The organism is Novosphingobium sp. GW835-FHT14H07 (assembly GCF_058793515.1).
Genome location: NZ_JBXAFX010000004.1, coordinates 41,159 through 66,074, shown reverse-complemented (window position 1 = coordinate 66,074; position 24,916 = coordinate 41,159). Strand labels below are relative to the sequence as shown.

Here is a 24,916-nt window from a genome sequence, read left to right as displayed (position 1 = left end):
GATCTATCCATACTGGATAAGAGGTGCACTTCGCAGTTGCAACAAACAAAGCGTGGCGGTGCTCTTGCCTGAGAACTCATCCAGCGGGGACCGTTTCGAAAAATGCGGGTCCAAGTGCGCAAGCCTTGGATTGGCATCAGTCTTTACCGTGAAGGGCCACCCGGCATGAGCCTCAAACGGAAGGCGTTCTCGGGGGTGGCCTGGTCCTCGATTGCGACGATTGGGGAGCGGGCATCCGTTTTCCTGATCATGCTTGTCCTTGTGCGACTGCTCGACGTGAAGGAATTCGGGACAGCAACCACAGCGGTGATGATTATCACTATTCTGTGGCCGGTCGCCCGGTTCGGCAGTTACAACTACGTGATCCAGCACGAGAAACCTGATCAGGCCGTGCTGACGGGGGCGCTGATGGCCACTTGCGCCTTCGCCGTTTCGTGTTCCGCAGCCCTCTTTCTGCTCGCAGAACCTCTGGCGCTCGCTTTCTCCGATCCTGTGCTGGAACCGGCAATCGAACTTCTCAGTCCGATCTTTGTCATCAAGGCATTGGGCACGGTTCAAGAAGCGATGCTGACAAAGGCGTTCGGTTTTCGGGCACTGGCAGTGCGAAGGTTGGCCGGAGTACTTGCGGGCGGTTCTGCTGCCATCGCCTGCGCCTTGGGCGGGCTCGGTCTTTATGCCTTGATCGTGCAGCAATTGGTCATGGCGACGTTCGGAACGCTTACCATGGCGTGGAATTACCGCTGGACTCTCGACTTCGCCGGCGGTCGCAAACATGTGCGCCAGGTTTGGTCAATGGGCGTGCGCTATACGACTGCTCAGATGCTGAGTTCGGTCAATCTGTCCGGCTTTGGCCTAATAATCGGCTTCTTGCTAGGTACTACCGAGGCCGGTTTGTTCCGGCTTGCCTTCTCGGCAGTAGACCTCTGTACCCAACTTACGATCATGCCATTCGTGAACGTTGCAGTCCCGTTGTTCGCCCGCCTTCGGGGCGATCGCGAAAAGCTGCGTGAGGGCTATCTGCGTATCGTCCAGGTAACCAGCCTGTGTACCTTCATTATCTTTGCGTGGATGGCTGTAATGGGGGCCGACATCGGTCGTGTGATGTATGGTGCCCGCTTCGATGCTGCAGCCCCGCTGATACCCGTCTTTTGTTTCGCTGTCTTCGCAGGCACTTCAAACAGGCTGATCGATGCCATGCTCGGTTCGACCGGAAAACCCGGATCGCAGGTCGTCATGTCGACAGTGCAATCACTCTGTGCCATCCTTCTGGCCGTTGTTTCGGCGCCTTTCGGACTGTTCTATTCAGCCATTGGCCATGTCGCCAGAACCTGGCTGACAACTCCGCTCAGTTATTACTTCTTGTGGCGCGAAACAGGCGTGACCTGGCGTGAAACGCTGGGGACAATTGTCTGGCCGGTCATTGCCGCAGGTGTGGGAGTGGCACCGGTGGTTGCGATCAGAAACGCAGCGTTCTTCGAGGACCTGCCAATTCTTGTTCGGCTGGCCTCTACCTCAATGCTTGCCGGATTGACGTACGGCCTGTTCCTGATCGCAGCCCGGCCGTCCCTGATTGTCGAAATGCTGCAGACCGCCACGCCGAAACTCGCAGCCAAACTGCTGCGTTCTTCAGCCATCCGCGCAATCCTGCGGGTGCGGAAGGATCAGAGCGGACCGTTGACCGGGCCGTGACGCCACACGGCCCGCTTGCTCCAGGCCTCGCCCCATTCGCGGGCATTGGCTCTGGTGCCTTCGTCGCCCTTGATCATCGCGGCGATCTTGAAAAGGGCCGCACGCAGGCCAACTGCAAATACGGTGGCATTCTGGCCGAACTTGCGCAAACCCATCGGGAACTGCCTTTGGATCAGTCCGATCCGCGCGCCATGGAGATAGCAGATCCGCTTGGCGGCCCGCGTGTTGCTGGCCCCGCCATAATGAATGATGGTGGCATCCGGCGTAATGCGCGGCAAAGCGCCTCGTGCTCGCGCGCGCGCGCACAGGTCTGATTCCTCGCCGTACATGTAGAACGTCAGGTCAAAGCCACCGAGCGCTCGCCAGTCGCCAGCCTTGATCAGCAGGAAGCAGCCGGAAACGATATCGACCTGGCGCTCGTCGTCACGGGCCCACTTGCCGAAGATCTCGGGGTTGAAGAATGCAAAGTGGCTGAACAGCCGCGTCAGGCCGGTGGCAAGGCAGAATGCGCTCCATGGCGTGATGCGGTTGAAGCAGGAATTGGGGTTCAGCTTGCCGTCGCCGAACAGGGTGCGGCCACCCCATATCCTGGCCTCAGGGCGCTGGCGGGAGAATGCCATCAGCTTGTCGATGGCGCCATCCAGAACGACGGTATCGGTGTTCAGCAGAAGGAAGTATTCGCCGCGCGCCACGTCTGCGGCCATGTTCGTCGCCTTGGCAAAGCCGTGATTGTGCTTCTCGGCCAGCAGGCGAACCGTCGGGAATTCGCGCGTTATCGCTTCGGCCGAGCCATCCTTCGAGTCATTGTCGACCATGATGACCTCGAACGAAGTCTCGCGCGTCTGATCGAAAAGCGACCGCAAACACGCGAGCGTCATCTCTCGCGTGTTCCAGTTCACCATGAGGATCGAGAGCGAGGGGGTGCTGTCCAGCGCGTTCATGGCACCTGTTCCGTCCATAGTAGGCTCGATAGTCAAGCCGGAGTTTGCCCGGTTGCCGGGCTCGCCATTTGGTGCATCCGTGATCGCGCTGCAAACGCGGATTGCCGCGTCATGCTCTGCGAAAGCGCTACGGCAATGCCTAGAAGCATCATGTACCAGACCTGCACCTGAAGCCATGCGAACACCGTCAGGAGGCATGCAGACGTCGCGACGATCGAGATGGTAAGACCGTGGCTGAGCCAACGGTCGCGTGGGGTAACGAAAGCCAGGCGACGCGCGCTTGAAAGGTACCAAAGCGCCAGGACCATTGCCACCACGAGAAAGACGGAGACCGGCAGGCCGAACCGCATGGCCAAAGCCAGCCAATGATTGTCGACGCTGCCGCTGCGCATCCACACGACGCGCTCATAGCCTGCATAGCCGATCCCGATCCAAGGATGTGCCCAGACTGATGCCGTGCCGTATTCCCAGATCAGCAAGCGATAATAACCGGTTCCGGGGCTGATGGAGAAATAACGGATGATCAGCTTGACGACACCGCTCTGTGTGACGAATTCCAGCACTGATAGTATCGCACCGAATGGTACAAGAAGGTAGAGCCAGTTCACGCGCCGGAACAAGCGGGCGGAAATCCAGATGTAGAAAGTCAGTCCGGCCGCAAGCAGGAGCGCAAGAATTGCTGCGGAGCTGAGCGAAAAGAATCCCGCGCACGAGGCGAGCACACCTGTCCAGCGTCGCCCTGACCGTGCCTCGGTTACGTAATACAGCGGCAGGAACATCGCCATGAATAGCCCGCCATGGATCGGGTGGGGGAACGGACCCCAAGCGCGCAACAGGCCCAGGCGCTTCTGATTGAGCACCTCGGCATACTTCACGTTGTATTCAAATAGGGGATAGAGCACCAATTTGTGCGTAATGCTCTCGAACGCAAGAATGGCCGCTATGAATAGGAAACCGGGCAGGAATGCCTTCAGCAACCGGGCGACGTCATTGCCGCTGCGGATATATACTCGGGCTACAAAATAGCCCACGGCAAAGTCGATGGCTTCGCGAGCGCCTGATTCCAGACCCTCGTCAGTACCTCTATTCAATATGAGGGAGGCGAAGATCCACAGCGCGGCCAAAAGGACGCAAGTGTCGGCCCAAACCCACTTTACCCGGCCCCGCACCAGTTCCATGGCCACAAAGGGCAACGACACCAGCAGCAGCAGGCGAAACGGGAAAAGCACCACCGTGCCGATGCTGAAGCTGATGCCTGCCGGAATGATCAGCGAATATAGCAGCACTATGGGGAGATACCGGTGCAGAGCCGAAGTCGGCAGGCGGCCCGGTACGAACACCGGCGGCGCCACGAAAGCTCCTTGCGCCGCTACGCTTTTGGTCAAGTGGATGCACTCCCTCGAGACAACAGCGCCAACCCGGCACTCTCACACTTACATGCTGCATTGCAAAAAAATGCTGTCTAGCCAAGTGCAATACCTTATGGAACAGTGCTTGGGCAAGGGGCGTGGCGCACCCGCCGGCTCGCCCGACCGCACGAAAAGGACATTTGGTGAATCTGCTTTATTTCGGTGTTCCCGGGGGCAACTTCGGTGACGATCTGAACGTCTGGTTGTGGGACGAACTGCTGCCAGGCTGGAGGGATTGGCCAAAGGACGCGGTTCTGGTCGGCGTTGGCACCATTCTCAAGCGGGGCTTCGTGCCGGAAGGCGTGCCCAAGCTCGTGCTGGGCTCCGGCGTGGGTTATGGCGAACCGCCCGATGTAAAGTCAAACCCCGAACTCTGGGATATCCGGGCCGTGCGCGGCCCGCTCACGGCCGCAGCATTGGGGTTGCCGCCATCGCAGGCGATCGTTGATGCCGCAGTGATGCTGCCGCGACTTCCCCGGTTCCAGGCTATAGCCAAGACCGACCGGATTCTGTTTGTTCCCCATCATGGCAGCGAAGGGCTGCTTGATTGGGCGGCGCTGTGCGAAGAGGTCGGGATCACTGCGCTCAGTCCCTCGGGGGATCCTGATGCGGTCATTGCGCAACTGGCCAGCGCGCGAATGGTCATTGCTGAATCGATGCACGCCGCCATCATCGCCGATGCTTTCCGCGTTCCTTGGCAAGCGGTTGCGATTGCTCGCAAGTTCAACAGGTTCAAATGGCGGGATTGGGGTAACAGCCTCGGCATCGAGCCGCGCTTCGTCCAGTTCTTCCCGCTTTTGCGTTCCGCACAGAAGCTCGCACTCAAGTTGTTCCCGCGCAAGGCAGGCCCAGCAAGCCATTCCGAAGCGGCAGGCGGCAGTCGCGAATATCGTGCCAAGGGCCTGAAGCGGCGTCTGCTCGAGGCTAGTGCCCGCAGAATGCTGCGCAAGCTTGCAAGGCAATCGGGCCAACTTTCCGATACATCGGCATTGACCAACGCTCAGGACCGCTTTGCGGCGATGCTCGCCGAAGTGGCAAAGGATTACGAGGCCTGAGAGCGAACTGCTTCAGCGCAAAAAAAGAGCCCCCGGAGCCGCATGGCGCCGGGGGCTTCTTTTTGCTTGGCTAAAAGCTGAGCCGGTCAGCTCTTCGCCTCGTTGCCATAGGTGTAGTACGAATAGTGATAGTCGTAGGCTTCGCCGGCTTCGAGCGCACGGAACTTGGTCATCACGACGCCCAGGAAATTGGCATTGGCAGCGCGGAGCCTGCGTACCGCAGCCTTGGCCTGGCCGAAGTGAGCGCGGTTTGCTTCGATGATGAAGATCACGCCATCGGTCTGACGCGACAGAAGCGGTGCGTCGGCAAGACCCATGACCGGAGGAGCGTCAAAGATGATCATCGAGTATTCTTGACGATACCTGGCGATGAAATCTGCGATCGGGGCCGAGGAAAGCACGTCGGTGGGGTTCGACGGAATTGCGCCGACCGGTAGAACGTCCAGATTCGGAGTCAGCTGTTCGAGAAGCGCGTCCTCCAGCTTGCATTCTCCCAGCAGGACCTCGACGAAGCCCTTCTTTGCGCGCGGCAGGCCGAACTGCAGGTTCAGCGACGGCTTGCGCAAGTCGGCTTCTACCAACAGGACCTTGCGGCCGAGCTGGGCAAAGCGCCGGGCGATGGCAACCGAGGTTGTCGACTTGCCTTCGCTGGCCTGGCTGGAAGTCAGCATGAGCACATTGTGATCGCGGTCGGGCAAGACGAAGTCGATCGAGGTGCGGATCGAGGAGTAGGCTTCTGCCAGAGGCAGTGACAGCTCGCCCACTTCGCCTTCCTGCACCAGCGGGGTGGCTCCAAGCGGATGCAGATCCAGCTTGCGCTCGACATCCTCCAGCGAACGCAGCCGGTCGTCGAGCACATCACGCAGGACGGCCAGCGCAACGGCAAGACCAAGGCCCAGTCCAAGAGCGACGATCAGGTTCTTGAAGAGATTGGGAGAGCTTGGAGCACCTGGAACCATTGCTGCATCGAGCTTGGTGATGGTGCCAGGCTTCAGGTTCGCAGCCGACGAGATCTGGTTGTAGCGCTCAAGCAGCGACTGCAGCTGGGTGCTCAGCGCGGTAACGCTGCGATCCATCTGATTGAACGCAACGCGACGATCCTGTTCGTCGAGCGTGTCGCCCGATACCTTGCTCAGTTCACCGGAAAGCGCACCTTCTTCCTTCGCCGCCACTTCGTAGGCCTGGCGCAAGCCATCCTTGATATCGCTGGCAGTCTTCGAAAGCTGGCGGTCCAGCGTGTTGATCTGGGCGTTAAGCTCGACAATGCGAGGATAGTTGTCGCCATAGCGGGTGCGCAGATCGGCGGCTTCGCTCGCCGCCTTTGCGCGTGACGCTACCAGGTTCTGGTACGTTGGATTCTGTTGAACTTCTGGCAGGCGCTCCGGAGAAACGCCGGCAATGGCGCGCCACCTCTGTTCTGCAGCGATGCGCCGCGTCCGTGCTGACGTGAACGCAGAGTTCACGCTGGCGAGGTTCGATGCAGTGACGGTCTGCGGAATGTTGCTGTCAGACGTGCCCTGCTGGCTGACGCCGCCCAGCAACGAAGGGCTGACGATCTTGTTGGCACGCGCATAGGAAATCGCGCGACGCTCGGCTGCGGTCAGCTCTGCTCGCGTCTTGGCGATCTGATCAGCGAGATACTGTTGCGCGTACGCGTTCTTTTCAAAGCTCCGACGCAAGTCGTCAGTGACGAAGGCGTCGACATAGGCGTTCGCAATCCTGGCAGCCTCGGCCGGTTTCTCGGACTGATAGCTGATCGCCATGATGCGGTCGGTCGAAGGATTGTTCACCGCCAGTCCGCCGCGCACCCTGCTGGCTGCAGCTTCGCGCCGCGAAGCGAGCGTCTTTGCATCCGCATTCTTGGGAGCGGCGGCTTCCCCCATGAAGCTGGGGTCGCTTGCAAGTTTGAGCTTGTCGACCACCTGATAGGCCATCGAGCGGCTCTGCAGCACTGCCGACAAGGTTTGCGTGTATCGCACCATGTCACTGCCGCGAAGGTCCAGCATCTCCTGCCCTTCGACGATCTCGCCGCCTTCGGGATCGACCCGGACCGTTGCTGTGGCGGTGTAGAGCGGCTGGGTGAGGACCGTCGCGACGTAGCCGAGGATCAGGATGACCGCAGTGACACCCACCAGGATGAAGCGTTGCCGCCACAGGAAGCCACGGATGAGGGAAAGGTCCAGCAGATTGAATCCGCCGGTGCCGCCTTGCGCAGGGCCATCCAGGTAATAACCATCGACCATCGGACCGGTGCCTCCCTGAAGGGCGCGCGAATTATCGGACATAAGCATCTTTCGATCGGCCCGTCAGATGCGGGTGAACAAGGCAAAAAGCGGAATCGCCGTGAGGAAGTCCTGCCAGGCTTGTGACAGCGAGGACGTGCCCACCACGATGCGATCTCCGGGCAGCATGACCGGATCAAGCATCGTACCCTGCTTGATCGCGGCATAATCGAACTTCGCTACCGTCATGCCCTCTGCCGTCGGGCGAAATACCGCGATCTGGTTGATCTTGGCCACGCGGGCAGGGCCTTCCGCCAGCGAGATAGCACCCGAAAGGCGGGTTCCGGGCTGGAACGGGAAGATGCCAGCCTTCTTTACGCTGCCTTCCACGGTCACCAGATGTGATCCGTATTCGATCACATTTACTGCGACATGCGGGTTCTTGATATATCCGCCGGCCAGCTTCTGCTCGATCATGCGCGCGACGGCGGACGGAGTCATGCCCTTGACTTGCACTTGCCCAACGAGCGGCAGGCCGACGAAGCCGTCGGTGTCTATGCGCACACGCTCGGCCGAAAGGTCAGGCTCACGGAACACTGCAACCGAGATCGTATCCGACGGCCTCAGCGGATAATCCGGAGAAACCATCGTGCTGTAACCGGACTGGCCGTCTTCTGCGACCGGTGCCGAGTTCACTGTTCCCACAACCGGCGGAGGGGTGGACCCACAACCTGATATCACCAACGCCAAAGCAAGTGCAGCAGTCCCGTTGATATATGATTTTCTGGAAGCGGTTGCCTTGGGCGCCTTACGGCCGGTCCGAATTATTGCCATTCGCAGAGGAACCTCATGAAACACGTGGTTTTGCATAGGCTGTAACTTTTACCTAAGCAACCCGCATCACGCCCTTGGCTGCAGTGCGGCAACTAGGAAGGCGTGTTGGCGGGGGAACGGTTCGTCACGGTAATTCAGCGTCTTGGCACGTGCTGACGCGACCGTTTTTGCGCCGGTCGGTTCCGAGGTTGCGCCGAAATGCTGCAGCGCACAAAGTCGTTCGGTGTATGGACTGGCAGTTAATGTCGCAATAACTGCGACATGGAACCTGTTTGGAGCGGTCGGCTCCGCTCAATTGCAATGCGAGGTCAGCAGCTGTGACCCTAAATCTGATCGCCAGTTTTTGCTATGTCGTCGTAACGGGGCTCTGCGTCCACGCCGTGTTGCAGTTGCGCGGGCTGGGTGATTACCCGGGGCGCCAGAAGGCGATATCTTCCTGGGTGCTTTGCGGCGTGCTGTTCCTGATTCTCAGCGTTATGCGTGCGCTCAACCTGGAAGAGGTGCTGCGCGATCTCCTGCGCGAATCTCTCTTGCTGGCTGGCGACTACCGGGAGCGGCGCGAATTGCAGGCACCATTGGCTGCAGCAGCGGTGGTCGTGACGCTGGTCTTCGCGAGCCTGGCCTTCCGGGCGGGCGGCGATCGTTGGCGACGCTCGACCATCGCGCTTCGCGCCGCGCGTCTGGCGTCAGTCGGCATGATTGGACTCATGGGTTTGCGCCTGATTTCCCTGCACGCGGTTGACCGGCTGCTCTACCGCGGTCCTCACCTCAACTGGCTGTTCGACATCGGCGCGACACTGTGCGTCGGCGGCGCAGCATGGATCTACCCACAATTGGTGCAGGCAGAGAAATCCACGCCACGAAGCGCTCGTCGCAAGCCGTAGCGCCTAGCCCTGACGCGCAGGGCCAAGGCCGGCTCGCACTGCATCAATCGAGATTCGGCCGCAGCCAGCGCTCCATGGCGGGCACGTCCCAGCCGCGTCGGCCGGCATAGTCTTCGAGCTGATCGCGGCCGATGGTTGCGACGCCGAAGTACTGGCTTTCGGGGTGGGAAAAGTAGAAGCCCGAGACAGCCGAGGTCGGCAGCATCGCCTGCGATTCGGTAAGCGTGATGCCCGCCGTGTTGGTGGCATCGAGCAGGTCGAACAGGATCGGCTTGAGCGTGTGGTCCGGACAGGCAGGATAGCCGGGCGCCGGGCGGATGCCGCGGTACTGCTCGCGGATCAGTGCCTCGTTGGTCAGCTGCTCGCCAGGGGCATAGGCCCAGAGCGTGGTGCGGACATACTGGTGCAGGCGCTCGGCAAAGGCTTCGGCGAAGCGGTCGGCCAGGGCCTTCAGCAGGATGTCCGAATAGTCGTCGTTGTCGGCCTTGAAGCGGGCGAGGTGTGCGTCGATGCCGTGAATGCCGACCGCAAAACCGCCGATCCAGTCACCCGCCGGGTCGATGAAGTCAGCAAGGCAGAAGTTGGCACGGCCGCGGCTCTTGATGAACTGCTGGCGCAGGAACGGCAGGCGCACCGAAAGCTCGTCGTCGTTCGGGTGCAGGATGACGTCGTCACCGTGCCGGGCGCAGGGCCAGAACTGGGCGACGCCCTTGGCCGTCAGCCACTTCTCTGCGATGATCTTTTCCAGCATCGCGCGGGCATCGGCGTAGAGATTGCGCGCAGATTCGCCCACCACTTCGTCATCGAGGATGGCCGGATAGGTGCCAGCAAGCTCCCAAGAGCGGAAGAACGGCGTCCAGTCGAAGCATTCGACCAGATCCTTGAGATCCCAGTCTTCGAAGACGTGGCGACCGGGCTGTTCGGGCGGCGGGGCCTTTTCCGAGAAGTCCGGCGCGAAGGCATTCAGGCGCGCGTCTTCGAGGCTGAGCAGCTTCGAGGCACCCTTGCCTGCACGCGCATCGCGGACATGCTGGTAATCGGCGGCAGTGGCCTTGATGAAGCCTTGGGCCTGCGTATCGGACAAGAGCTGCGAAGCGACGCCCACGGCGCGGCTGGCGTCAAGCACGTGGACGACCGGGCCATCGTAGGCCGGATCGATGCGCAGCGCGGTGTGGACCTTGCTGGTCGTCGCGCCGCCGATCAGCAGCGGAATGGTCATGCCCGCACGCTGCATTTCCTCGGCAACGGTAACCATCTCGTCGAGCGATGGCGTGATCAGGCCGGACAGCCCGATCATGTCGACCTGTTCCTTCTGCGCAACGTCGAGGATCGTCGCCCACGGCACCATCACGCCCAGGTCGATCACTTCATAGCCGTTGCACTGCAGGACCACGCCGACGATGTTCTTGCCGATGTCGTGAACGTCCCCCTTGACGGTGGCCATGATGATCCGGCCTTTCGCCTTGGCGCCCTCTTCCTTCTCCGCCTCGATGAAGGGGATAAGGTGGGCAACCGCCTTCTTCATCACGCGGGCCGATTTCACCACCTGCGGCAGGAACATTTTCCCTGAACCGAACAGGTCGCCGACCGTGTTCATGCCTTCCATCAGCGGGCCTTCGATCACTTCGATCGGGCGACCGCCCCGCGCAGCGATGGCAGCGCGGGCTTCTTCAGTATCCTCGACGACGAAAGCGTCGATACCTTTGACCAGCGCGTGTTCGAGGCGGCGGACGACGTCCCAGCCGCGCCATTCCTCGGCTTCCTTTTCGGCGACCTTGTCCTTGCCCTTGTAGCTTTCGGCAAGCTCGATCAGGCGCTCGGTCGCGGTCTGGTCACCGCCTGCGGCAGGCGCGCGGTTGAGCACCACGTCCTCGCAAGCCTCGCGTAAGACGGGGTCGATCTGGTCGTAGATGTCGAGCTGGCCGGCGTTGACGATGGCCATGTCCATGCCAGCCGGAATGGCGTGGTAGAGGAACACCGAGTGCATGGCGCGGCGCACCGTCTCGTTGCCGCGGAAGCTGAACGAGAGGTTGGACAAGCCGCCCGAGATGTGGACGTGCGGGCAGCGCGCCTTGATCTCGCGCGTGGCTTCGATGAAGTCGAGCCCGTAGTTGTCATGCTCCTCGATGCCGGTAGCGACGGCAAAGACGTTGGGATCGAAAATGATGTCTTCAGGCGGAAAGCCGATGCCGGTCAGCAGCTTGTAGGCGCGTTCGCAGATCTCGACCTTGCGGTCCTTCGTGTCGGCCTGGCCCCTCTCGTCGAAGGCCATGACGACGACGGCGGCGCCATAATCCATGCACAGGCGGGCGTGGTGGAGGAAGGCGTCCTCGCCCTCCTTCATGCTGATCGAATTGACGATCGGCTTGCCTGAAACGCACTTGAGACCGGCTTCGATGACTTCCCACTTCGAGCTGTCGATCATCACCGGCACGCGCGCGATGTCGGGCTCCGCAGCGATCAGCTTGAGGAACGTGGTCATGGCCTCGACAGCGTCGAGCAGGCCCTCGTCCATGTTGACGTCGATCACCTGCGCGCCGTTCTCGACCTGCTGCCGCGCGACTTCGACGGCCTTGGCGTAGTCGCCGGCAAGGATCAGCTTCTTGAACGCGGCCGAGCCGGTAACGTTGGTGCGCTCGCCGACGTTGACGAAGCGCGAGCCGGTAAATGTATCGGTCATGGAAATCAGGCAGCCATTACAAAAGGTTCAAGCCCGGCGAGGCGGGTAACGGTGGCAGGCACGGCTATCTTGCGGGGCGGCAGGGCTTGCACCGCCTGCGCCATCGCCGCGATGTGAGCCGGAGTGGAGCCGCAGCACCCGCCCAGCACGTTGACCTGTCCATGGTCGGCCCATTCCTTGACGAGGCCCGCCGTGGTCTGCGGCATCTCGTCATATTCGCCGAGCTCGTTCGGCAGGCCGGCGTTGGGATAGACCATGATCAGCGTGTCGGCGATTTCCGACAGCGCCTTCACGTGCGGGCGCAGCTGGGTGGCGCCGAACGAGCAGTTGAGGCCGATGGTGAGCGGCTTGGCATGGCGGATCGCGTACCAGAATGCCTCGACCGTGTGGCCCGAAAGGTTGCGGCCCGAAAGGTCGGTCAGCGTCATCGACATCATGATCGGGATCTCCCGACCGAGTTCCTTCTCGACCTGGCGCACCGACATGACGCCGGCCTTGGCGTTGAGGGTATCAAACACCGTCTCGATCAGGATGAAGTCCGCGCCGCCTTCGACAAGGGCATGGACCTGCTCGGCATAGACGTCGACCAAGTGGTCCCAGTCGATCTCGCGGAAGCCGGGGTCGTTGACGTCAGGCGAGAGGGAGAGGGTCTTGTTGGTTGGTCCAATGGCACCGGCGACAAAGCGAGGGCGGCCATCCTTCGCGGTGAATTCATCGGCTACGCGGCGGGCGAGCCTTGCCGATTCCACGTTGATCTCGCGCACCAGATGTTCGGCGGCATAGTCAGCCTGGCTGATGCGGTTGGCGCTGAAGGTGTTGGTCTCGGCAATGTCGGCCCCGGCCTCGAAATAGGCGCGGTGGATCGATTCCGGCACCTCGGGCTTGGTCAGCGCCAGGATGTCGTTGTTGCCCTTCTGGTCCTTGGCCAGGCCCAGCGTCCCGGCATAGTCGGCTTCGGACAGCTTGAAGTTCTGGATCTCGGTGCCGAACGCACCATCGGTGATCAGGATACGCTTGGCAGCCTGCTCAAGAAAAGCGGTGCGGGCGGCGGAAGGAAGCAAGGTCACGCGGCTTTCTCCAGCGCCGGAGCCTTGGGGCGAAGGCCAAGCAGGTGGCAGATCGCGTAGGACAGTTCGGCGCGGTTGAGGGTATAGAAGTGGAAATCGCGCACGCCGCCGGCATAGAGGCGACGGCAGAATTCGGCAGCGATGGTCGCGGCGACGAGCTGGCGCGAGGCGGGATGGGTGTCCAGCCCTTCGAACAGTCCATCCATCCAGGCCGGGATCGCGGCGCCACAGGCCGCGGCAAACTTGCGCGTCTGGGCGACGTTGGAGACGGGGAGGATACCGGGCAGCACCGGTGCGTCGATGCCCGCTGCTGCCAGCTTGTCGCGGAAGCGGAAGAAGGTTTCGGGCTCGAAGAAGAACTGGCTGATCGCGCGGGTGGCACCGGCATCAAGCTTGCGCTTGAGGTTGTCGATGTCGGCTTGGCTGCTCGGCGAATCCGGGTGGGATTCCGGATAGGCGGCCACCGAAATCTCGAACGGAGCGATCTGCTTCAGGCCGGCCACCAGTTCGGCAGCGTTGGCATAGCCGTCCGAGTGCGGCGTGAACGGCACGCCGGGTGCGCCCATGTCGCCACGCAGGGCCACGATGTGGCGCACGCCCGCTTCCCAGTAGCTTTCGGCGACTTCGCGTATCTCGGCCTTGCTGGCATCGACGCAGGTCAGGTGCGCGGCGGCGGGAAGGCGGGCTTCCCTGATGATGCGGGCGACAGTGCCGTGGGTGCGGTCCCGGGTGGAGCCGCCCGCGCCGTAGGTGACCGAGACGAACTTCGGCTGCAGCGGCCCCAGCGTTTCGACCACGTCCCAAAGCTGCGCCATCAGCGCGTCCGTCTTCGGCGGGAAGAATTCGAACGATACGTTGATGTCGCCCGGCAGCCCGGCGAAGAGCGGGGTGTCGAGGGCAGTGCGGGCTTCGCGAAGTTGATCGTAGCTGGCGTTCATGGGGCTTTCCGGCTTTGCCGTGGTTCAAGTTGCGCCACGCTGTCTTCCCGGCGCGTGCCGGTCCACAGCTTGACGACGAGTTCATGACCCGCGAGCGCGCGGGTTTCGTGGGGCACGAAACCGGCGTCGCGCAGCATCGCCTCGATCTGGGCATCGGAGAAGCCGAGGCGCGCGTGGGCGTGGGTCTGGCGCAGATCTTCGCGATCGTGCGCGGCGAAATCGACGATGGCGATGCGACCGCCCGGCGCGGTGACGCGGGCAGCGCCAGCCAGGACGGCTTCGGGTGCCTGGGCATAGTGCAGAACCTGGTGGAACAGCACCGTGTCGAAGCTGCGCGCGGCGAATGGGATCTGCGCGAAATCGCCCTGCACCAGCTCGACGCTGTCAGCCCGCAAGTGCTGGAGCCTGGCGCGGGCAATGCGCAGCATGTCGGGGCTCTTGTCGAAGGCGACGACGTGGCTGGCATGCGGTGCCAGCAGTTCGGCGATGCGGCCGGTGCCAGTGCCGACATCGAGCATGCGGCCAAGACCGACTGGTCCGGCAAGGCCTGTCAGCATCTCGGTCAGCGCGGCTTCGACCGGGCCGTCCTCGATGTGGAGCGAGCGCAACTCGTCCCACTCTTCGGCATGACGTGAGAACCAGTCGAGCGCATGGGATTCGCGAGAGGCGCGGATCGCGTCGAGATGCTGGCGGTCTTCGGCGCAGCGACGGCCGAATGCGGTGTCCTCGTGCTCGGCCACGGCAAGCAGCCGCGCGAGCGCTGCGGCCAGCGGGCTGTCCGCGCTTTCCGAGATCGAGCTGCGCAGGAACACCCAGGCGCCTTCCTTGCGACGCTCTGCCAGGCCCGAATCGCACAGGATCTTGATATGGCGCGACACGCGCGGCTGGCTTTGCCCCAGCACTTGCGCCACTTCGCCCACCGCCAGCTCCATGCTGGCGAGGAGGCGCAGGATGCGCAGGCGCGTCGGGTCGTCAAGCGCGCGAATGGCGTCGTGGATGGCCATGCGGAAGGGCATATAAAGAAACCTTTATACGTGTCAACGGATATAACGATTGCGTTATATCAATTGTTACGGTTCCTCCCGTCAAGGGCAAGGATGCATTTGCCTTAGCCACTGGCCACTTATAGAACAGCCTCGTTCGGCTCCCCGCCGGGCGGAGTTCCGTCCGCGAACAGCCCAGAAACAGCCCAGAGAGGGAATTCGATGAAAAAGTACGCAAGCCTCGCGATCGTCGCCTCAGCAGCCCTTGCCCTTTCGGCATGCGGCAAGTCCGACGATGCATCCGAAGCAGCTGCCGAGGACACGGTGGAAATGCCCGCAGACGAACTGCCGGCGATGGAGCCTTCGGCCGCCGCCGCTCCGATGGCACCAGTGGTTGATGCTTCGGCAGCAGCGGATGCCGAAGCCAACGCCGTGCGCGACACTGCCAACAATGCGGCAGCGGTGGCAGCTGCGGCACAGGCTGCGGCTGATGAAGGCGAAGATCCGCAGACCCCGGCGCAGTAAGTACAGAAGCGGGCGGCGCGCTCACACGCCGCCCGCAATATTGGCCATGGCGAAGCTCCGCGACACATTCCGCACACTCGCTTTCGCTGCACTGGTCGGCCTTGTCAGCGCGTGTGGTACAAGCGAGGACGAGAAGCCCGGTGGTGTATCACGCGATGACGCCAGGGCGCTGGATGCTGCGGCAGAGATGCTCGATGCGCGCGCGCAGCCTGCCCTGCCGGAGGCCACGGTTCCCGCTCAGGATGCGCCCATGCCGTCCGCAAGCTGACCGCGCAGACGCGCCACGAGCCACAGCCTGATAGCGCCGGCGAGCCCTGGCGCCACTTCCACCCTGATCCTCTCGGCATCGATCCGCGCGACCAGTGCATTGATCGGCATGCCCTCGGCGGCAGCGGCTTCGCGCAACATTTCCCAGAACATCGGCTCAAGGCTGATCGAAGTCTTGTGTCCGGCAATCTCGACCGAGCGCTTTACCGGCGGGTGGTACGGGTTGGTCATGCATCAGGGATACGAATTATTGGGGGTGGCCGGCAACCGGCTTCGCTTCTAGCCCCTGCATGATGGCAACCGGCTACGAAGCACTGAGCGAGAAGGAAAGGGAGACCCTGCGCCTGTTGCTGGGCGGGCATGACGCGAAGTCGATCGCCCGGCACCTCGGTTTGTCGGTGCATACGATCCACGAACGCCTGCGCGAGGCGCGGCGCAAGATGGGCACGGCCAGCAGCCGCGAGGCTGCGCGCCTGCTGCACGAGATCGAAGGGCCTGCACACAAATCGTTTGTGGACAACGGAATCGGGGCAGCCACCGAGCGCGCCGGGACATATCCGATGGGCCAACCAGACCGGGCCGACAGCACATCGCGCCGCCTCGGCTGGATCATCGGAGGATCTGCCATGACCATCAGCCTTGCCTTGCTAGCCCTGACCGCGCTTTCCGGCACCGACCAGTCGCCAGCAGTCACGGTCACCACTTCGTCGCCCGCCGTCCTGTCAACTCCTGCCAGCGAGCAGGCGGCGGTGCGCTCCGCCGAGGCGTTCCTTGCCTTGGTGGACCGCGATGACTGGGCCGCAAGCTGGCAGACAACGCACAAATCGTTCCAGTTGCTCAACACCGTGGACTGGTGGGCGAAGGCCTCCGAGGGCGTGAGGGGCCGTGTCGGCCAGCCGATCACACGCAGGCTCGAGAAGGTCGATTTCACGCCTGCACCGCCCAATGGCTATTGGACCGTGACCTTCAAGGCGCGTTACGCGAAGGCGGGGGACGTGACCGAAACGCTGCAAATGGCGTCGGAAGACGGCGGCTGGAAGGTGACTGCCATAACCGTCGAGTAAGCAGGCAAAGGCCCCGCCCTCTGCGTGAGGCGGGGCCTTTGCGCATCAGTACATGTGCTGGCCGCCGTTGAGCGACATGGTCGAGCCAGTGACGAAACCGCCCTCGTCCGCCGTGAGGAAGGCGACGCCACGAGCAATTTCCTCTGCGTGGCCGAGACGGCCCACCGGGATCTTGGCAACGATCTTTTCCAGCACCGGCGCCGGCACGGCGGCAACCATGTCGGTGTCGATGTAGCCCGGCGCGATTGCGTTGACGGTCACGCCGTACTTTGCGCCTTCCTGCGCCAGAGCCTTGGTGAAACCGTGGATGCCGGACTTCGCAGCGGCATAGTTGACCTGGCCGTACTGCCCGGCCTGGCCGTTGATCGAACCGATGTTGACGATGCGGCCCCAGCCGCGCTCGCGCATGCCGGGGAATGTGGCTTTGGCCATGTTGAAGCATCCGCCGAGGTTGATGCGCATCACCTCGTTCCAGTCATCGAAGCTCATCTTGTGGAGCACGCCATCGCGCGTGATGCCGGCATTGTTGACGACGATGTCGATCTCACCGACTTCGGCGGCGATCTGTGCGCAGCCGTTGATCGTGGCTTCATGATCGCCCACGTCAAAGCGGTAGGCGGGAATTCCGGTTTCCGCGGTGAAGGCGCGGGCCTTTTCCTCGTTTCCTGCATAGTTGGCGACAACCGTGCGCCCTTGCGCCTTTAGTGCCAGGCAGATCGCCTGACCGATTCCGCGCGTACCGCCGGTAACCACTGCAACTCGCGACATGCTTTACCCTCCGTTGTTCCCTCTCGCGGGTAGGGTAGGTTCATGACGGAGATGCGACAAGTTGCCGAATACGTAAATGCTGCAAAAGAACGAGGAAACACAGCACAGAATTGCTGCAGCAATGAAGCCAATATTGTCGGATGCTGACCGAGATCAGAAGCGGAACTGGGTTCCGACATAGACGGCCTGATTGTCCTGCTTGCCATCGGTCAGCGGACGCAGGCGATCACGCTCGGGCGAGTAACGTACGCCCGCGGTGACGTTCAGGTTCTTGGTCAGGCGATAGCTGCCGCCAAGGTCCAGTTGGTAATCGCCCTGGCCCTCAAGAGTGCGCGGCGCGCGGCCAGCCTGATCGCGGCCTTCGGCTTCGATCCGGGGCGCAAAGCGGCTGGGCGTCGACGCCGCGCCGGTAGCCTTGAACTTGGCCAGATCGGGCATTTCGATCCGCTGCAGGTCATGCAAAGGCGAAGGTGCGGCAGCTGGCGATGCGAAGCTGGCGTAGCCACGGGCCATGCCGAGGTTGAACGCCATCGGCGCGATGCGGACCGGCGAAGCCCCCGGCTGTGCCGTATCGGCCATTGCGGTGCGGACCGCGAAGTTCGACGAATTCAGCGCATCGACACGGACCGCAACGGTAACCGAACGAGTCGGCCGGGTATCGGTGCCGGTAGGCGTGAAGCGGAACAGCTTGCCGTTCTTGAGCGCGCGCACGGTGATCTGCGAAGCAAGGCGTTCGTCTACCGATGCCGGCGTGAACGAACCGATGCCACCACGCGCCGCAAGGCTGACGGGCGCCATGTCGAAACCGCTGGAGAAGGCGGAGGTGACCGTTGGCGAAAGGGCAAGACCCACCACGACCGCCAGCCCGAGCGTCACAGGCGCGCGCAGGCGGCGGCGCATCGCACCCTTACCTGCAGCCCTGTTGCCGTTGCCGACCATGATACGTCCGTTCTACCCCAACCCGGGCTGTAATCCGCCCCATTATGCTACCGAGAGCGGCTTGCCGTCATAACGACTCCGCGCACCACTCGGACTGTTCTACGCAATACCTCTAATGCGTGAAGGTTTCCAGTCCCACACCAGATAGAAGTAGCGGCGAAAGACTCTTCCTTGTGAGGTGTGGCGCAATATCCACAGGTGCCTGGCAAGCGACTGCGCTTTGCCGCTGTGCAGGACATGTGATGTTCAGTCACGGTTCACGCGGGGCTTGACCATTTGGCCACGCAATTTCGTGCCTCGTTCATCGTGCTTGCCGCATGGCGCGCGCCGGTGATAGAGGCTCTTCCGATCACGCGCGTTCACATGCGCGCAAACCTGCGGCAATGCCCGGAAACGGCTTGCCCGCAAGCAAGGACTGTTTCGTAGTGACCATGACCGTCAAGACCGCGCAGAGCACCCGCAAGCTGATTCTTCGTGGGCTGATGATCGGGACCATGGCCCTGGCTGTCACCGGCTGCGGCAAGAAGGAACGCCCGCGGGCGGATCTCGCCGCCAGCCAGGTGACCACGATCGGCGTCAACGCCTACCTGTGGCGCGCAACGCTCGATGCGCTTTCGTTCATGCCTTTGCTGCAGACTGACAGCAACGGCGGCGTGATCGTGACCGACTGGTATGCCAACCCCAAGAACCCGGGCGAGCGCGTCAAGGTGACTGTCTCGATCGTCGACCAGGACTTGCGCGCCGATGCGCTGCGCGTTGCCGCCAGCCGTCAGGTCTCGCAGAACGGCCAGTGGATTGATGCCCCTGTCCAGGCCGCCACCGTGCAGAAGCTTGAAGACATCATCCTGAGCAAGGCGCGCGATCTGCGCCGCGCCGCAATCACAGGATAAGGCTCCGGTCCAGAGCAAAGGGCCGGCCTGATCTGCCGAGAGGCGAATCTTGCGTGTCGCGCCAGCGCTCCCTAGAGGAGCGCGCATGACCGAGAACACTGCTCCCGCCAACTCTGCTCCCGAGCGCTTCGATCCCGCAATCGCCGACACCCGCTGGCAGCAGGTGTGGGACAGCCGCCAGTCGTTCCGCGCCGACGATTCCAGCACCAAGCCTCGCAGCTACGTGCTGGAGATGTTTCCCTATCCCTCGGGCCGCATCCACATCGGCCACGTGCGCAATTACACGATGGGCGACGTACTGGCGCGCTACAAGCGGATGCGCGGATTCGAGGTGCTGCACCCGATGGGGTGGGACGCCTTCGGCATGCCGGCGGAAAACGCGGCGATGGAAAAGGGCGTCCACCCCGGTGGCTGGACGCGCGACAACATCGCCAACATGAAGGCGCAGCTGAAGCGCCTCGGCTTCGCGCTCGACTGGAGCCGCGAGATCGCGACCTGCGAGCCGGAGTATTACGGCCACGAACAGTCGCTCTTCCTCGACCTCTACGCAGCCGGCCTGGTCTACCGGAAGGAATCGACGGTCAACTGGGACCCGGTCGACATGACCGTGCTGGCCAACGAGCAGGTGATCGACGGACGCGGCTGGCGTTCGGGCGCTCTGGTCGAGAAGCGCAAGCTCAACCAGTGGTTCCTCAAGATCACCGACTTTGCCGACGAATTGCTCGAAGGCCTCTCGACGCTCGACAAGTGGCCCGAGAAGGTCCGCGTGATGCAGGAGAACTGGATCGGCAAGAGCCAGGGCCTGCAGTTCCGCTTCGACCTTTCCAATGGCGAGAGCGTGGAGGTCTACACCACCCGCCCCGACACTATCTTCGGCGCAAGCTTCGTTGCCGTCGCTGCGGACCATCCGATCGCGCAGGGCGTCGCGGCGGTAAACTGCGAAGCGGCCAATTTCATCGCGCTGTGCAAGAAGGGCGGCACCACCGCCGCCGAACTGGAAACGGCCGAGAAGCTGGGCTTCGACACTGGCATCGGCGCGAAGCACCCGCTGACGGGCAAGTACCTGCCGGTCTACATCGCCAACTTCGTGCTGATGGAATACGGCACCGGTGCGATCATGGCTGTGCCAGGGCACGATCAGCGCGACTTTGATTTCGCCACCAAATACAGCCTGCCGATCCTGCGCGTGGTTGCCTCCGATCCGGCAGATGCCGACAAGCCTTTTGCCGGTGAAGCCGAGGCCGGAGACGGCGTTCTGGTCAACTCCGACTTCCTCAACGGCATGAACGTCGCCGAGGCCAAGGCTGCCGTCATCGGCCGCGCACAGAGCGAAGGATGGGGCGAAGGCAAGACGGTGTGGCGCCTGCGCGACTGGGGCGTCTCGCGCCAGCGCTATTGGGGAACGCCGATCCCGTTCGTGCACTGCGAGGTGTGTGGCGTTGTGCCGGTGCCCAAGAAGCAGCTGCCCGTGACCTTGCCCGAGGACGTCAGCTTCGACGTTCCCGGCAACCCGCTTGACCGGCATCCGACGTGGAAGCATGTCGATTGCCCGCAATGCGGCCATGCCGCCCGGCGCGAGACCGATACGCTCGACACTTTCGTCGATTCGTCGTGGTACTTCCTGCGCTTTGCCAGCCAGCCGGAAGATCGCCCGTTCGATCCCGACGAGATCAAGCGCTGGATGCCGGTGGAGCAGTACATCGGCGGGATCGAGCATGCGATCCTGCACTTGCTTTACGCGCGCTTCTGGACCCGTGCGCTTGCCCGCATCGGCAAGATCGAGGTGACGGAGCCGTTCGGCAGCCTGTTCACCCAAGGCATGGTCACGCACGAGACATACGAGCGCCGGAATCCCGAGAATGGTCAGCCGGTGTTCTACTCGCCCACCGAAGTTGAACGCAGCAGTGATGGCGCAACTCTGAAAGCTGACGGTGCGCCGGTCGAGGTCGGCCGGGTCATCAAGATGTCCAAGTCCAAGAAGAACGTCGTGGACCCGGACGAGATCGTCGCAAAGTACGGTGCGGACGCGATCCGCTGGTTCATGCTGTCGGATTCCCCGCCCGAGCGCGACCTGCCGTGGTCCGAAGCCGGGATCGAGGGTTGCGCACGCTTCGTTCAGCGCTTGTGGCGCCTGTTCGGCCAGTACGACGCTGCTGCGGCGGGCGAAGACAAGGCGCTTGACCGCAAGGCGCACCAGACCGTCTACGCGGTTGCTTCCGACATCGAAGCACTGGGCTTCAACAAGGCCGTGGCGAGGATCTACGAACTGACCGGCGCGATTGAAAAGGCTGCGCCTTCGGCCAGCCGCTCCGCCGCGATCAGGAAGGTCCTGCTGCTCGTCGCACCGATGATGCCGCATCTTGCCGAAGAAGCGCATGCGCGCTTCGGTACCGGCTTGATCGCCGACGAGGCCTGGCCCGAAGTCGATCCGGCATTGCTGGTCGATGATGAAGTCACCGTTGCCATCCAGGTCAAGGGCAAGCTTCGCGATACCCTGACTGTGGCCAAGGGGACGCCGAAGGAAGACCTCGAACGCCTTGCCCTCGCTTCCGAGAAAGTGCAGCGTGCACTTGAAGGGGCGGAAGTGAAGAAGGTGATCGTCGTGCCTGACCGTCTGGTGAATCTTGTCGCCTAAGCGCCTCGTCCGGATCCTCGCGCCGCTTGCGCTGCTCTCGGGCTGCGGCCTGCAGCCAATGTACGCAGGCGGCGGCAAAGGCGAGGTGGCCCGCGCGCTTGCCGACGTCACCATCTCGCCGATCGAGGGGCAGTCCGGCTGGCTCGTTCGCAATGCGCTGGTCGACCGATTGGGCGCTGGCGCGGCAGGGACTGGCGCGCGCTATCGTCTTGATGTCCGGCTGGACGATCGCGTGGAGGGGCTTGGCCAGCTTTCCAACGACGCCATCACGCGCGAACGCCGCACCCTGCGCGCCCGCTACCAGCTGGTTGACACGCAGAACGGTGAGGTCGTCCTTGATGCGACCGCGGGATCGGACGCCGGGTTCGATGTGGTCAACAGCGAATACGCGGTGATCGCGGCCGAACAGACGGCGCTTGAAAACCTGTCACAGGAAGTGGCCGATCAGATCGTCACACGCGTCTCGGTCCGCCTGCGCAAGCCCTCCTGAGACGGGCGTGAAGGTTACCCAGAAAAACTTTTCGGCAAGTGCGGCGCGCGCGGCAAAAGACTGCCGCATCTTCTATTTCTGCGGACCGGATGAATCCGGTGCCAGCGATGCCGCCGCAAAGATCGCAGGCATGTTGGGCGAGGCCGAGAAGGTCGATTTGAGCGGGGCCGAACTCAAGCGCGACCCGGTGCGCCTCGCCGACGAGGCGCGCTCGGTTTCGCTGTTCGGCGACAGGCGGATCATTCATGTCCGGGCGACCGGCGACGATGCGCACGACGCCGTCGAAACCCTGCTGCAAAGCCCCGTTGACGGCTGGCCTGTCCTGATCGTCGCCAGTTCGGCCACGGACAAGTCGCGCATTGCGAAATTGCTGGAAAGTCGCGCCGATGCGCTGGTCGGCATGTTCCATCCGCCAGACCTCAAATCGGTCGCCAGTGCGATCCGGAGTTCGGCCGATGCGATGGGTGTGCGCATGACGGACGAGCTGTCGGAGCGAGTCGCGCGCGCGACCGCGCTCGATACGCGCATGGCCCGAAGCGAGCTTGAAAAGATCGCTCTCTATCTCGATGCCAGCCCGCAGGCGCCGCGAACAGCGACGGCGGCCGACCTCGACGAAGTCTGCGCCGTCAGCGAGGACGACGGCATGATGCCATTGGTCAACGCCGTTCTTGGGGGTGAGGTGCGGCGCATTCCCGCCGAGCTATCCCGCATGCGCGAACAGGGCATGAACCCGGTCGGGCTGGTCCTCGCACTTGAACGCCGCGCCGGGCAGCTGGTCCAACTCGCTGGTCGGCTTGGGGAACGCGGAGACGTAAATGCTTTCATGCAACAGGAAAGCGATGCGCGTCGGGTGTTTTTCCGTGACCGCGCTGACCTCACCCAGCAGCTCAAGCGCTGGCGCGGGCCGCGCCTTGTCCGCCTGTGCGAAAGACTGGTTTTGCTGCACCGCACACTAATCGCCGATAACCGGAACGGGGAACTCGCCCTTGCGCAGGGGCTGGCAGAGATCGCTCGTGCTGCGTCACGATGAAGCGTGGCGGTTTTCCGTCCTGTAGTGTGGCCTGCGTCACATCGGGACACTTAGGTGCTTGCCATAGAGGCAGCTCTAGGTATTTCTGCGCAGTGCAATAAAGATAAGCATTGGTCGCTACAGGGATTCGATCAATCGCCCGCCTGACCAAGGCATCATCCTGTTGATGCCGGCAAGCGGACTGAAGGGGCAGCTAACGCGATGACAGTGCACATTTCGGCAGACGAGATGCGCGAGTCGCAGAGCCGGAAGCGGATAACGCTTCCGCTGGCGCCGTCCCTGGAGCAGCGCAGGCTGCAACTCTACGTTGCGCTCCTGCTGGCTGATGGCCTGGCAATCCTCGGTGGCTTCGGCGCTGCAAGCTGGCTCTATCTTGGCAACTTTGCCGATGCGGCATCGCTCCTGCACAGCCAGGTGATGTTGCCGATCTACTGGACGATCGCGCTGAGCCTGCAGGTCTACACGATCAAGTCGCTGCGCCGCCCGAACTTCGCCCGCCTGCGCTCTGCGTGGTCGCTTCTGGGCGCCGAAGCCGTTTTGCTGTTTGTCGGCTTTGCAACCAAGAGCACGGAAGATTTCTCCCGCGTCTCGGCCATCCTTGGCCTCGCCTTCAGTCTCGCGCTGCTGCTCTGGGTCCGCGCCCTGGTTCGCCCGCTGATCCAGGCACGCTGCGGCGAAGTTGCCATCAACACCCTGCTGATCGACGACGGTGGCGCAGCGCTGCGCATTCCGCACGCCTTCCATATCGATGCGCGGGAGCATCATCTCGCGCCGGATCTGGGCGATCCGCACATGATGGATCGGCTTGGCCTCTACATGCTCAACATGGATCGCGTGCTGGTGACCTGCCCGCCGGATCGGCGCACGTCATGGGCCCTCGTGTTCAAGAGCGCCAATGTGTCCGGCGAGATTGTCGATCCGGAGGTGCGCAAGCTGGGCGTCATCGGCGCTCGCCGTGAACGGGACTATGGCGCGCTGATCGTCGCCAGCGGGCCGCTTGGCTTGCGCGCCCGTGCCGTGAAGCGCGCTCTCGACATGACCTTGGCCGGCGGGGCGGTGCTGGCGCTTGCCCCGTTGCTGCTGCTCGTGGCGCTGCTGATCAAGCTGGAAGACCAGGGCCCGATCTTCTTCGTGCAGAAGCGGACCGGGCGCGGCAATCGCTTCTTCCCGATCTTCAAGTTCCGCTCGATGCGGGTCGAAAAGCTGGATGCATCAGGCAACCGCTCGGCCAGCAAGGACGATGACCGCATCACCCGCATCGGTCGCTTCATCCGGCGGACGAGCATCGACGAACTGCCGCAGCTCTTCAACGTGCTGCGTGGCGAGATGTCGATCGTCGGACCGAGGCCTCATGCCATCGGATCGCTCGCGGGCGACAAGCTGTTCTGGGAAGTGGATCACCGCTATTGGCTGCGCCATTCGCTCAAGCCCGGCCTCACCGGCCTGGCGCAGGTGCGCGGTTTCCGCGGGGCTACCGATACCGAGAATGATCTGGCCGACCGTCTCCAGGCTGACCTCGAGTATCTCGATGGCTGGACGATCTGGCGCGACATCAAGATCATCGTCAACACCGCGCGCGTGCTCGTTCACGACCGCGCGTTCTGAC

Annotated in this window: 22 protein-coding genes; 11 read left to right on the top strand and 11 right to left on the bottom strand. The window is 62.7% G+C overall.

What is annotated here, in order from left to right:
- Positions 1–165: 165 nt before the first annotated feature.
- Positions 166–1,689, top strand: a complete 1,524-nt coding sequence (locus AC1Q5P_RS05280) for an oligosaccharide flippase family protein (RefSeq protein ID WP_492518343.1) — start codon at positions 166–168, stop codon at positions 1,687–1,689.
- Here the strand turns inward: AC1Q5P_RS05280 and AC1Q5P_RS05275 are convergent.
- Together AC1Q5P_RS05275 and AC1Q5P_RS05270 are read right to left on the bottom strand one after the other, a co-directional pair.
- The gene (locus AC1Q5P_RS05275) at positions 1,662–2,630 is read right to left on the bottom strand and encodes a glycosyltransferase family 2 protein (protein ID WP_492518342.1); all 969 of its coding nucleotides are present in this window, start codon (positions 2,628–2,630) and stop codon (positions 1,662–1,664) included. The two genes, AC1Q5P_RS05280 and AC1Q5P_RS05275, sit on opposite strands and share 28 nt — an antisense overlap.
- A gap of 32 nt (positions 2,631–2,662) precedes the next feature.
- Entirely contained in the window at positions 2,663–4,015 is a 1,353-nt protein-coding gene (locus tag AC1Q5P_RS05270; RefSeq protein ID WP_492518341.1) for an O-antigen ligase family protein, read from the bottom strand.
- Positions 4,016–4,182: 167 nt separating this feature from the next.
- Between AC1Q5P_RS05270 and AC1Q5P_RS05265 the strand changes: the two genes are divergently transcribed.
- Positions 4,183–5,094, top strand: coding sequence for a polysaccharide pyruvyl transferase family protein (locus AC1Q5P_RS05265; RefSeq protein ID WP_492518340.1), 912 nt, complete (start codon positions 4,183–4,185; stop codon positions 5,092–5,094).
- A gap of 86 nt (positions 5,095–5,180) precedes the next feature.
- Here AC1Q5P_RS05265 and AC1Q5P_RS05260 read toward each other — a convergent pair whose 3' ends face one another.
- Together AC1Q5P_RS05260 and AC1Q5P_RS05255 are read right to left on the bottom strand one after the other, a co-directional pair.
- Positions 5,181–7,385 (bottom strand): GumC family protein, encoded by a 2,205-nt coding sequence (locus AC1Q5P_RS05260; protein ID WP_492518339.1) that lies wholly within the window; start codon positions 7,383–7,385, stop codon positions 5,181–5,183.
- A 15-nt stretch (positions 7,386–7,400) separates the two neighbouring features.
- Positions 7,401–8,012 (bottom strand): polysaccharide biosynthesis/export family protein, encoded by a 612-nt coding sequence (locus tag AC1Q5P_RS05255; RefSeq protein WP_492518338.1) that lies wholly within the window; start codon positions 8,010–8,012, stop codon positions 7,401–7,403.
- 518 nt (positions 8,013–8,530) lie between these two features.
- Between AC1Q5P_RS05255 and AC1Q5P_RS05250 the strand changes: the two genes are divergently transcribed.
- The gene (locus AC1Q5P_RS05250; protein WP_492518337.1) at positions 8,531–9,034 is read left to right on the top strand and encodes a hypothetical protein; all 504 of its coding nucleotides are present in this window, start codon (positions 8,531–8,533) and stop codon (positions 9,032–9,034) included.
- A gap of 43 nt (positions 9,035–9,077) precedes the next feature.
- Here AC1Q5P_RS05250 and metH read toward each other — a convergent pair whose 3' ends face one another.
- Genes metH through AC1Q5P_RS05230 form a run of 4 tightly spaced genes read right to left on the bottom strand, consistent with a single transcriptional unit; the run spans position 9,078 to position 14,723 of the window.
- Entirely contained in the window at positions 9,078–11,714 is a 2,637-nt protein-coding gene (gene metH / locus AC1Q5P_RS05245) for a methionine synthase (RefSeq protein WP_492518336.1), read from the bottom strand.
- 5 nt (positions 11,715–11,719) lie between these two features.
- Positions 11,720–12,781: a homocysteine S-methyltransferase family protein gene (locus tag AC1Q5P_RS05240; RefSeq protein ID WP_492518335.1), complete on the bottom strand. Its 1,062-nt coding sequence runs from the start codon at positions 12,779–12,781 to the stop codon at positions 11,720–11,722.
- The gene (metF, locus tag AC1Q5P_RS05235) at positions 12,778–13,719 is read right to left on the bottom strand and encodes a methylenetetrahydrofolate reductase [NAD(P)H] (RefSeq protein ID WP_492518334.1); all 942 of its coding nucleotides are present in this window, start codon (positions 13,717–13,719) and stop codon (positions 12,778–12,780) included. Before metF ends, AC1Q5P_RS05240 begins: the two co-directional genes overlap by 4 nt.
- Positions 13,716–14,723 carry an ArsR/SmtB family transcription factor gene (locus AC1Q5P_RS05230; protein WP_492518333.1) on the bottom strand — a complete coding sequence of 336 codons (1,008 nt, stop codon included), beginning with the start codon at positions 14,721–14,723 and terminating at the stop codon, positions 13,716–13,718. Before AC1Q5P_RS05230 ends, metF begins: the two co-directional genes overlap by 4 nt.
- 201 nt (positions 14,724–14,924) lie before the next feature.
- Between AC1Q5P_RS05230 and AC1Q5P_RS05225 the strand changes: the two genes are divergently transcribed.
- Positions 14,925–15,227, top strand: a complete 303-nt coding sequence (locus AC1Q5P_RS05225) for a hypothetical protein (protein WP_039335329.1) — start codon at positions 14,925–14,927, stop codon at positions 15,225–15,227.
- 46 nt (positions 15,228–15,273) lie between these two features.
- Complete coding sequence (locus AC1Q5P_RS05220; protein WP_492518332.1) at positions 15,274–15,495, top strand: hypothetical protein; 222 nt, start codon at positions 15,274–15,276, stop codon at positions 15,493–15,495.
- Here AC1Q5P_RS05220 and AC1Q5P_RS05215 read toward each other — a convergent pair.
- Positions 15,465–15,725, bottom strand: a complete 261-nt coding sequence (locus tag AC1Q5P_RS05215; RefSeq protein WP_492518331.1) for a ribbon-helix-helix domain-containing protein — start codon at positions 15,723–15,725, stop codon at positions 15,465–15,467. The genes AC1Q5P_RS05220 and AC1Q5P_RS05215 overlap by 31 nt on opposite strands.
- A gap of 62 nt (positions 15,726–15,787) precedes the next feature.
- Here AC1Q5P_RS05215 and AC1Q5P_RS05210 point away from each other — a divergent pair, with 62 nt between their 5' ends.
- Positions 15,788–16,558, top strand: coding sequence for a DUF4019 domain-containing protein (locus AC1Q5P_RS05210; protein ID WP_492518330.1), 771 nt, complete (start codon positions 15,788–15,790; stop codon positions 16,556–16,558).
- A gap of 45 nt (positions 16,559–16,603) precedes the next feature.
- Here the strand turns inward: AC1Q5P_RS05210 and phbB are convergent, their stop codons facing one another.
- A complete protein-coding gene (gene phbB, locus AC1Q5P_RS05205; protein WP_193828941.1) occupies positions 16,604–17,326 on the bottom strand; it encodes an acetoacetyl-CoA reductase in 723 nt (240 codons plus the stop codon).
- A 153-nt stretch (positions 17,327–17,479) separates the two neighbouring features.
- On the bottom strand, positions 17,480–18,226 hold the full coding sequence (locus AC1Q5P_RS05200) for a hypothetical protein (RefSeq protein WP_492518329.1): 747 nt from the start codon (positions 18,224–18,226) through the stop codon (positions 17,480–17,482).
- 521 nt (positions 18,227–18,747) lie between these two features.
- Here AC1Q5P_RS05200 and AC1Q5P_RS05195 point away from each other — a divergent pair.
- From AC1Q5P_RS05195 to AC1Q5P_RS05175, 5 genes are all read left to right on the top strand, one after another.
- Complete coding sequence (locus AC1Q5P_RS05195; RefSeq protein ID WP_492518490.1) at positions 18,748–19,155, top strand: DUF3576 domain-containing protein; 408 nt, start codon at positions 18,748–18,750, stop codon at positions 19,153–19,155.
- An 85-nt stretch (positions 19,156–19,240) separates the two neighbouring features.
- On the top strand, positions 19,241–21,790 hold the full coding sequence (gene leuS, locus AC1Q5P_RS05190; protein WP_492518328.1) for a leucine--tRNA ligase: 2,550 nt from the start codon (positions 19,241–19,243) through the stop codon (positions 21,788–21,790).
- A 58-nt stretch (positions 21,791–21,848) separates the two neighbouring features.
- Positions 21,849–22,280 (top strand): LPS assembly lipoprotein LptE, encoded by a 432-nt coding sequence (lptE, locus tag AC1Q5P_RS05185; protein WP_492518489.1) that lies wholly within the window; start codon positions 21,849–21,851, stop codon positions 22,278–22,280.
- A 7-nt stretch (positions 22,281–22,287) separates the two neighbouring features.
- Positions 22,288–23,310, top strand: a complete 1,023-nt coding sequence (gene holA / locus AC1Q5P_RS05180; protein ID WP_492518327.1) for a DNA polymerase III subunit delta — start codon at positions 22,288–22,290, stop codon at positions 23,308–23,310.
- A gap of 201 nt (positions 23,311–23,511) precedes the next feature.
- Complete coding sequence (locus AC1Q5P_RS05175; protein WP_492518326.1) at positions 23,512–24,915, top strand: sugar transferase; 1,404 nt, start codon at positions 23,512–23,514, stop codon at positions 24,913–24,915.
- Position 24,916: the final 1 nt, after the last annotated feature.

Excerpts from the sequence above, each read along its gene's own strand:
- AC1Q5P_RS05280 (WP_492518343.1), top strand. The coding sequence starts at position 166 with ATGAGCCTCAAACGGAAGGCGTTCTCGGGGGTGGCCTGGTCCTCGATT.
- AC1Q5P_RS05275 (WP_492518342.1), bottom strand. The coding sequence starts at position 2,630 with ATGAACGCGCTGGACAGCACCCCCTCGCTCTCGATCCTCATGGTGAAC.
- AC1Q5P_RS05260 (WP_492518339.1), bottom strand. The coding sequence starts at position 7,385 with ATGCTTATGTCCGATAATTCGCGCGCCCTTCAGGGAGGCACCGGTCCG.
- metH (WP_492518336.1), bottom strand. The coding sequence starts at position 11,714 with ATGACCGATACATTTACCGGCTCGCGCTTCGTCAACGTCGGCGAGCGC.
- metF (WP_492518334.1), bottom strand. The coding sequence starts at position 13,719 with ATGAACGCCAGCTACGATCAACTTCGCGAAGCCCGCACTGCCCTCGAC.
- AC1Q5P_RS05230 (WP_492518333.1), bottom strand. The coding sequence starts at position 14,723 with ATGGCCATCCACGACGCCATTCGCGCGCTTGACGACCCGACGCGCCTG.
- AC1Q5P_RS05225 (WP_039335329.1), top strand. The coding sequence starts at position 14,925 with ATGAAAAAGTACGCAAGCCTCGCGATCGTCGCCTCAGCAGCCCTTGCC.
- AC1Q5P_RS05220 (WP_492518332.1), top strand. The coding sequence starts at position 15,274 with ATGGCGAAGCTCCGCGACACATTCCGCACACTCGCTTTCGCTGCACTG.
- AC1Q5P_RS05215 (WP_492518331.1), bottom strand. The coding sequence starts at position 15,725 with ATGACCAACCCGTACCACCCGCCGGTAAAGCGCTCGGTCGAGATTGCC.
- AC1Q5P_RS05210 (WP_492518330.1), top strand. The coding sequence starts at position 15,788 with ATGGCAACCGGCTACGAAGCACTGAGCGAGAAGGAAAGGGAGACCCTG.
- phbB (WP_193828941.1), bottom strand. The coding sequence starts at position 17,326 with ATGTCGCGAGTTGCAGTGGTTACCGGCGGTACGCGCGGAATCGGTCAG.
- AC1Q5P_RS05200 (WP_492518329.1), bottom strand. The coding sequence starts at position 18,226 with ATGCGCCGCCGCCTGCGCGCGCCTGTGACGCTCGGGCTGGCGGTCGTG.
- AC1Q5P_RS05195 (WP_492518490.1), top strand. The coding sequence starts at position 18,748 with ATGATCGGGACCATGGCCCTGGCTGTCACCGGCTGCGGCAAGAAGGAA.
- leuS (WP_492518328.1), top strand. The coding sequence starts at position 19,241 with ATGACCGAGAACACTGCTCCCGCCAACTCTGCTCCCGAGCGCTTCGAT.
- lptE (WP_492518489.1), top strand. The coding sequence starts at position 21,849 with ATGTACGCAGGCGGCGGCAAAGGCGAGGTGGCCCGCGCGCTTGCCGAC.
- AC1Q5P_RS05175 (WP_492518326.1), top strand. The coding sequence starts at position 23,512 with ATGACAGTGCACATTTCGGCAGACGAGATGCGCGAGTCGCAGAGCCGG.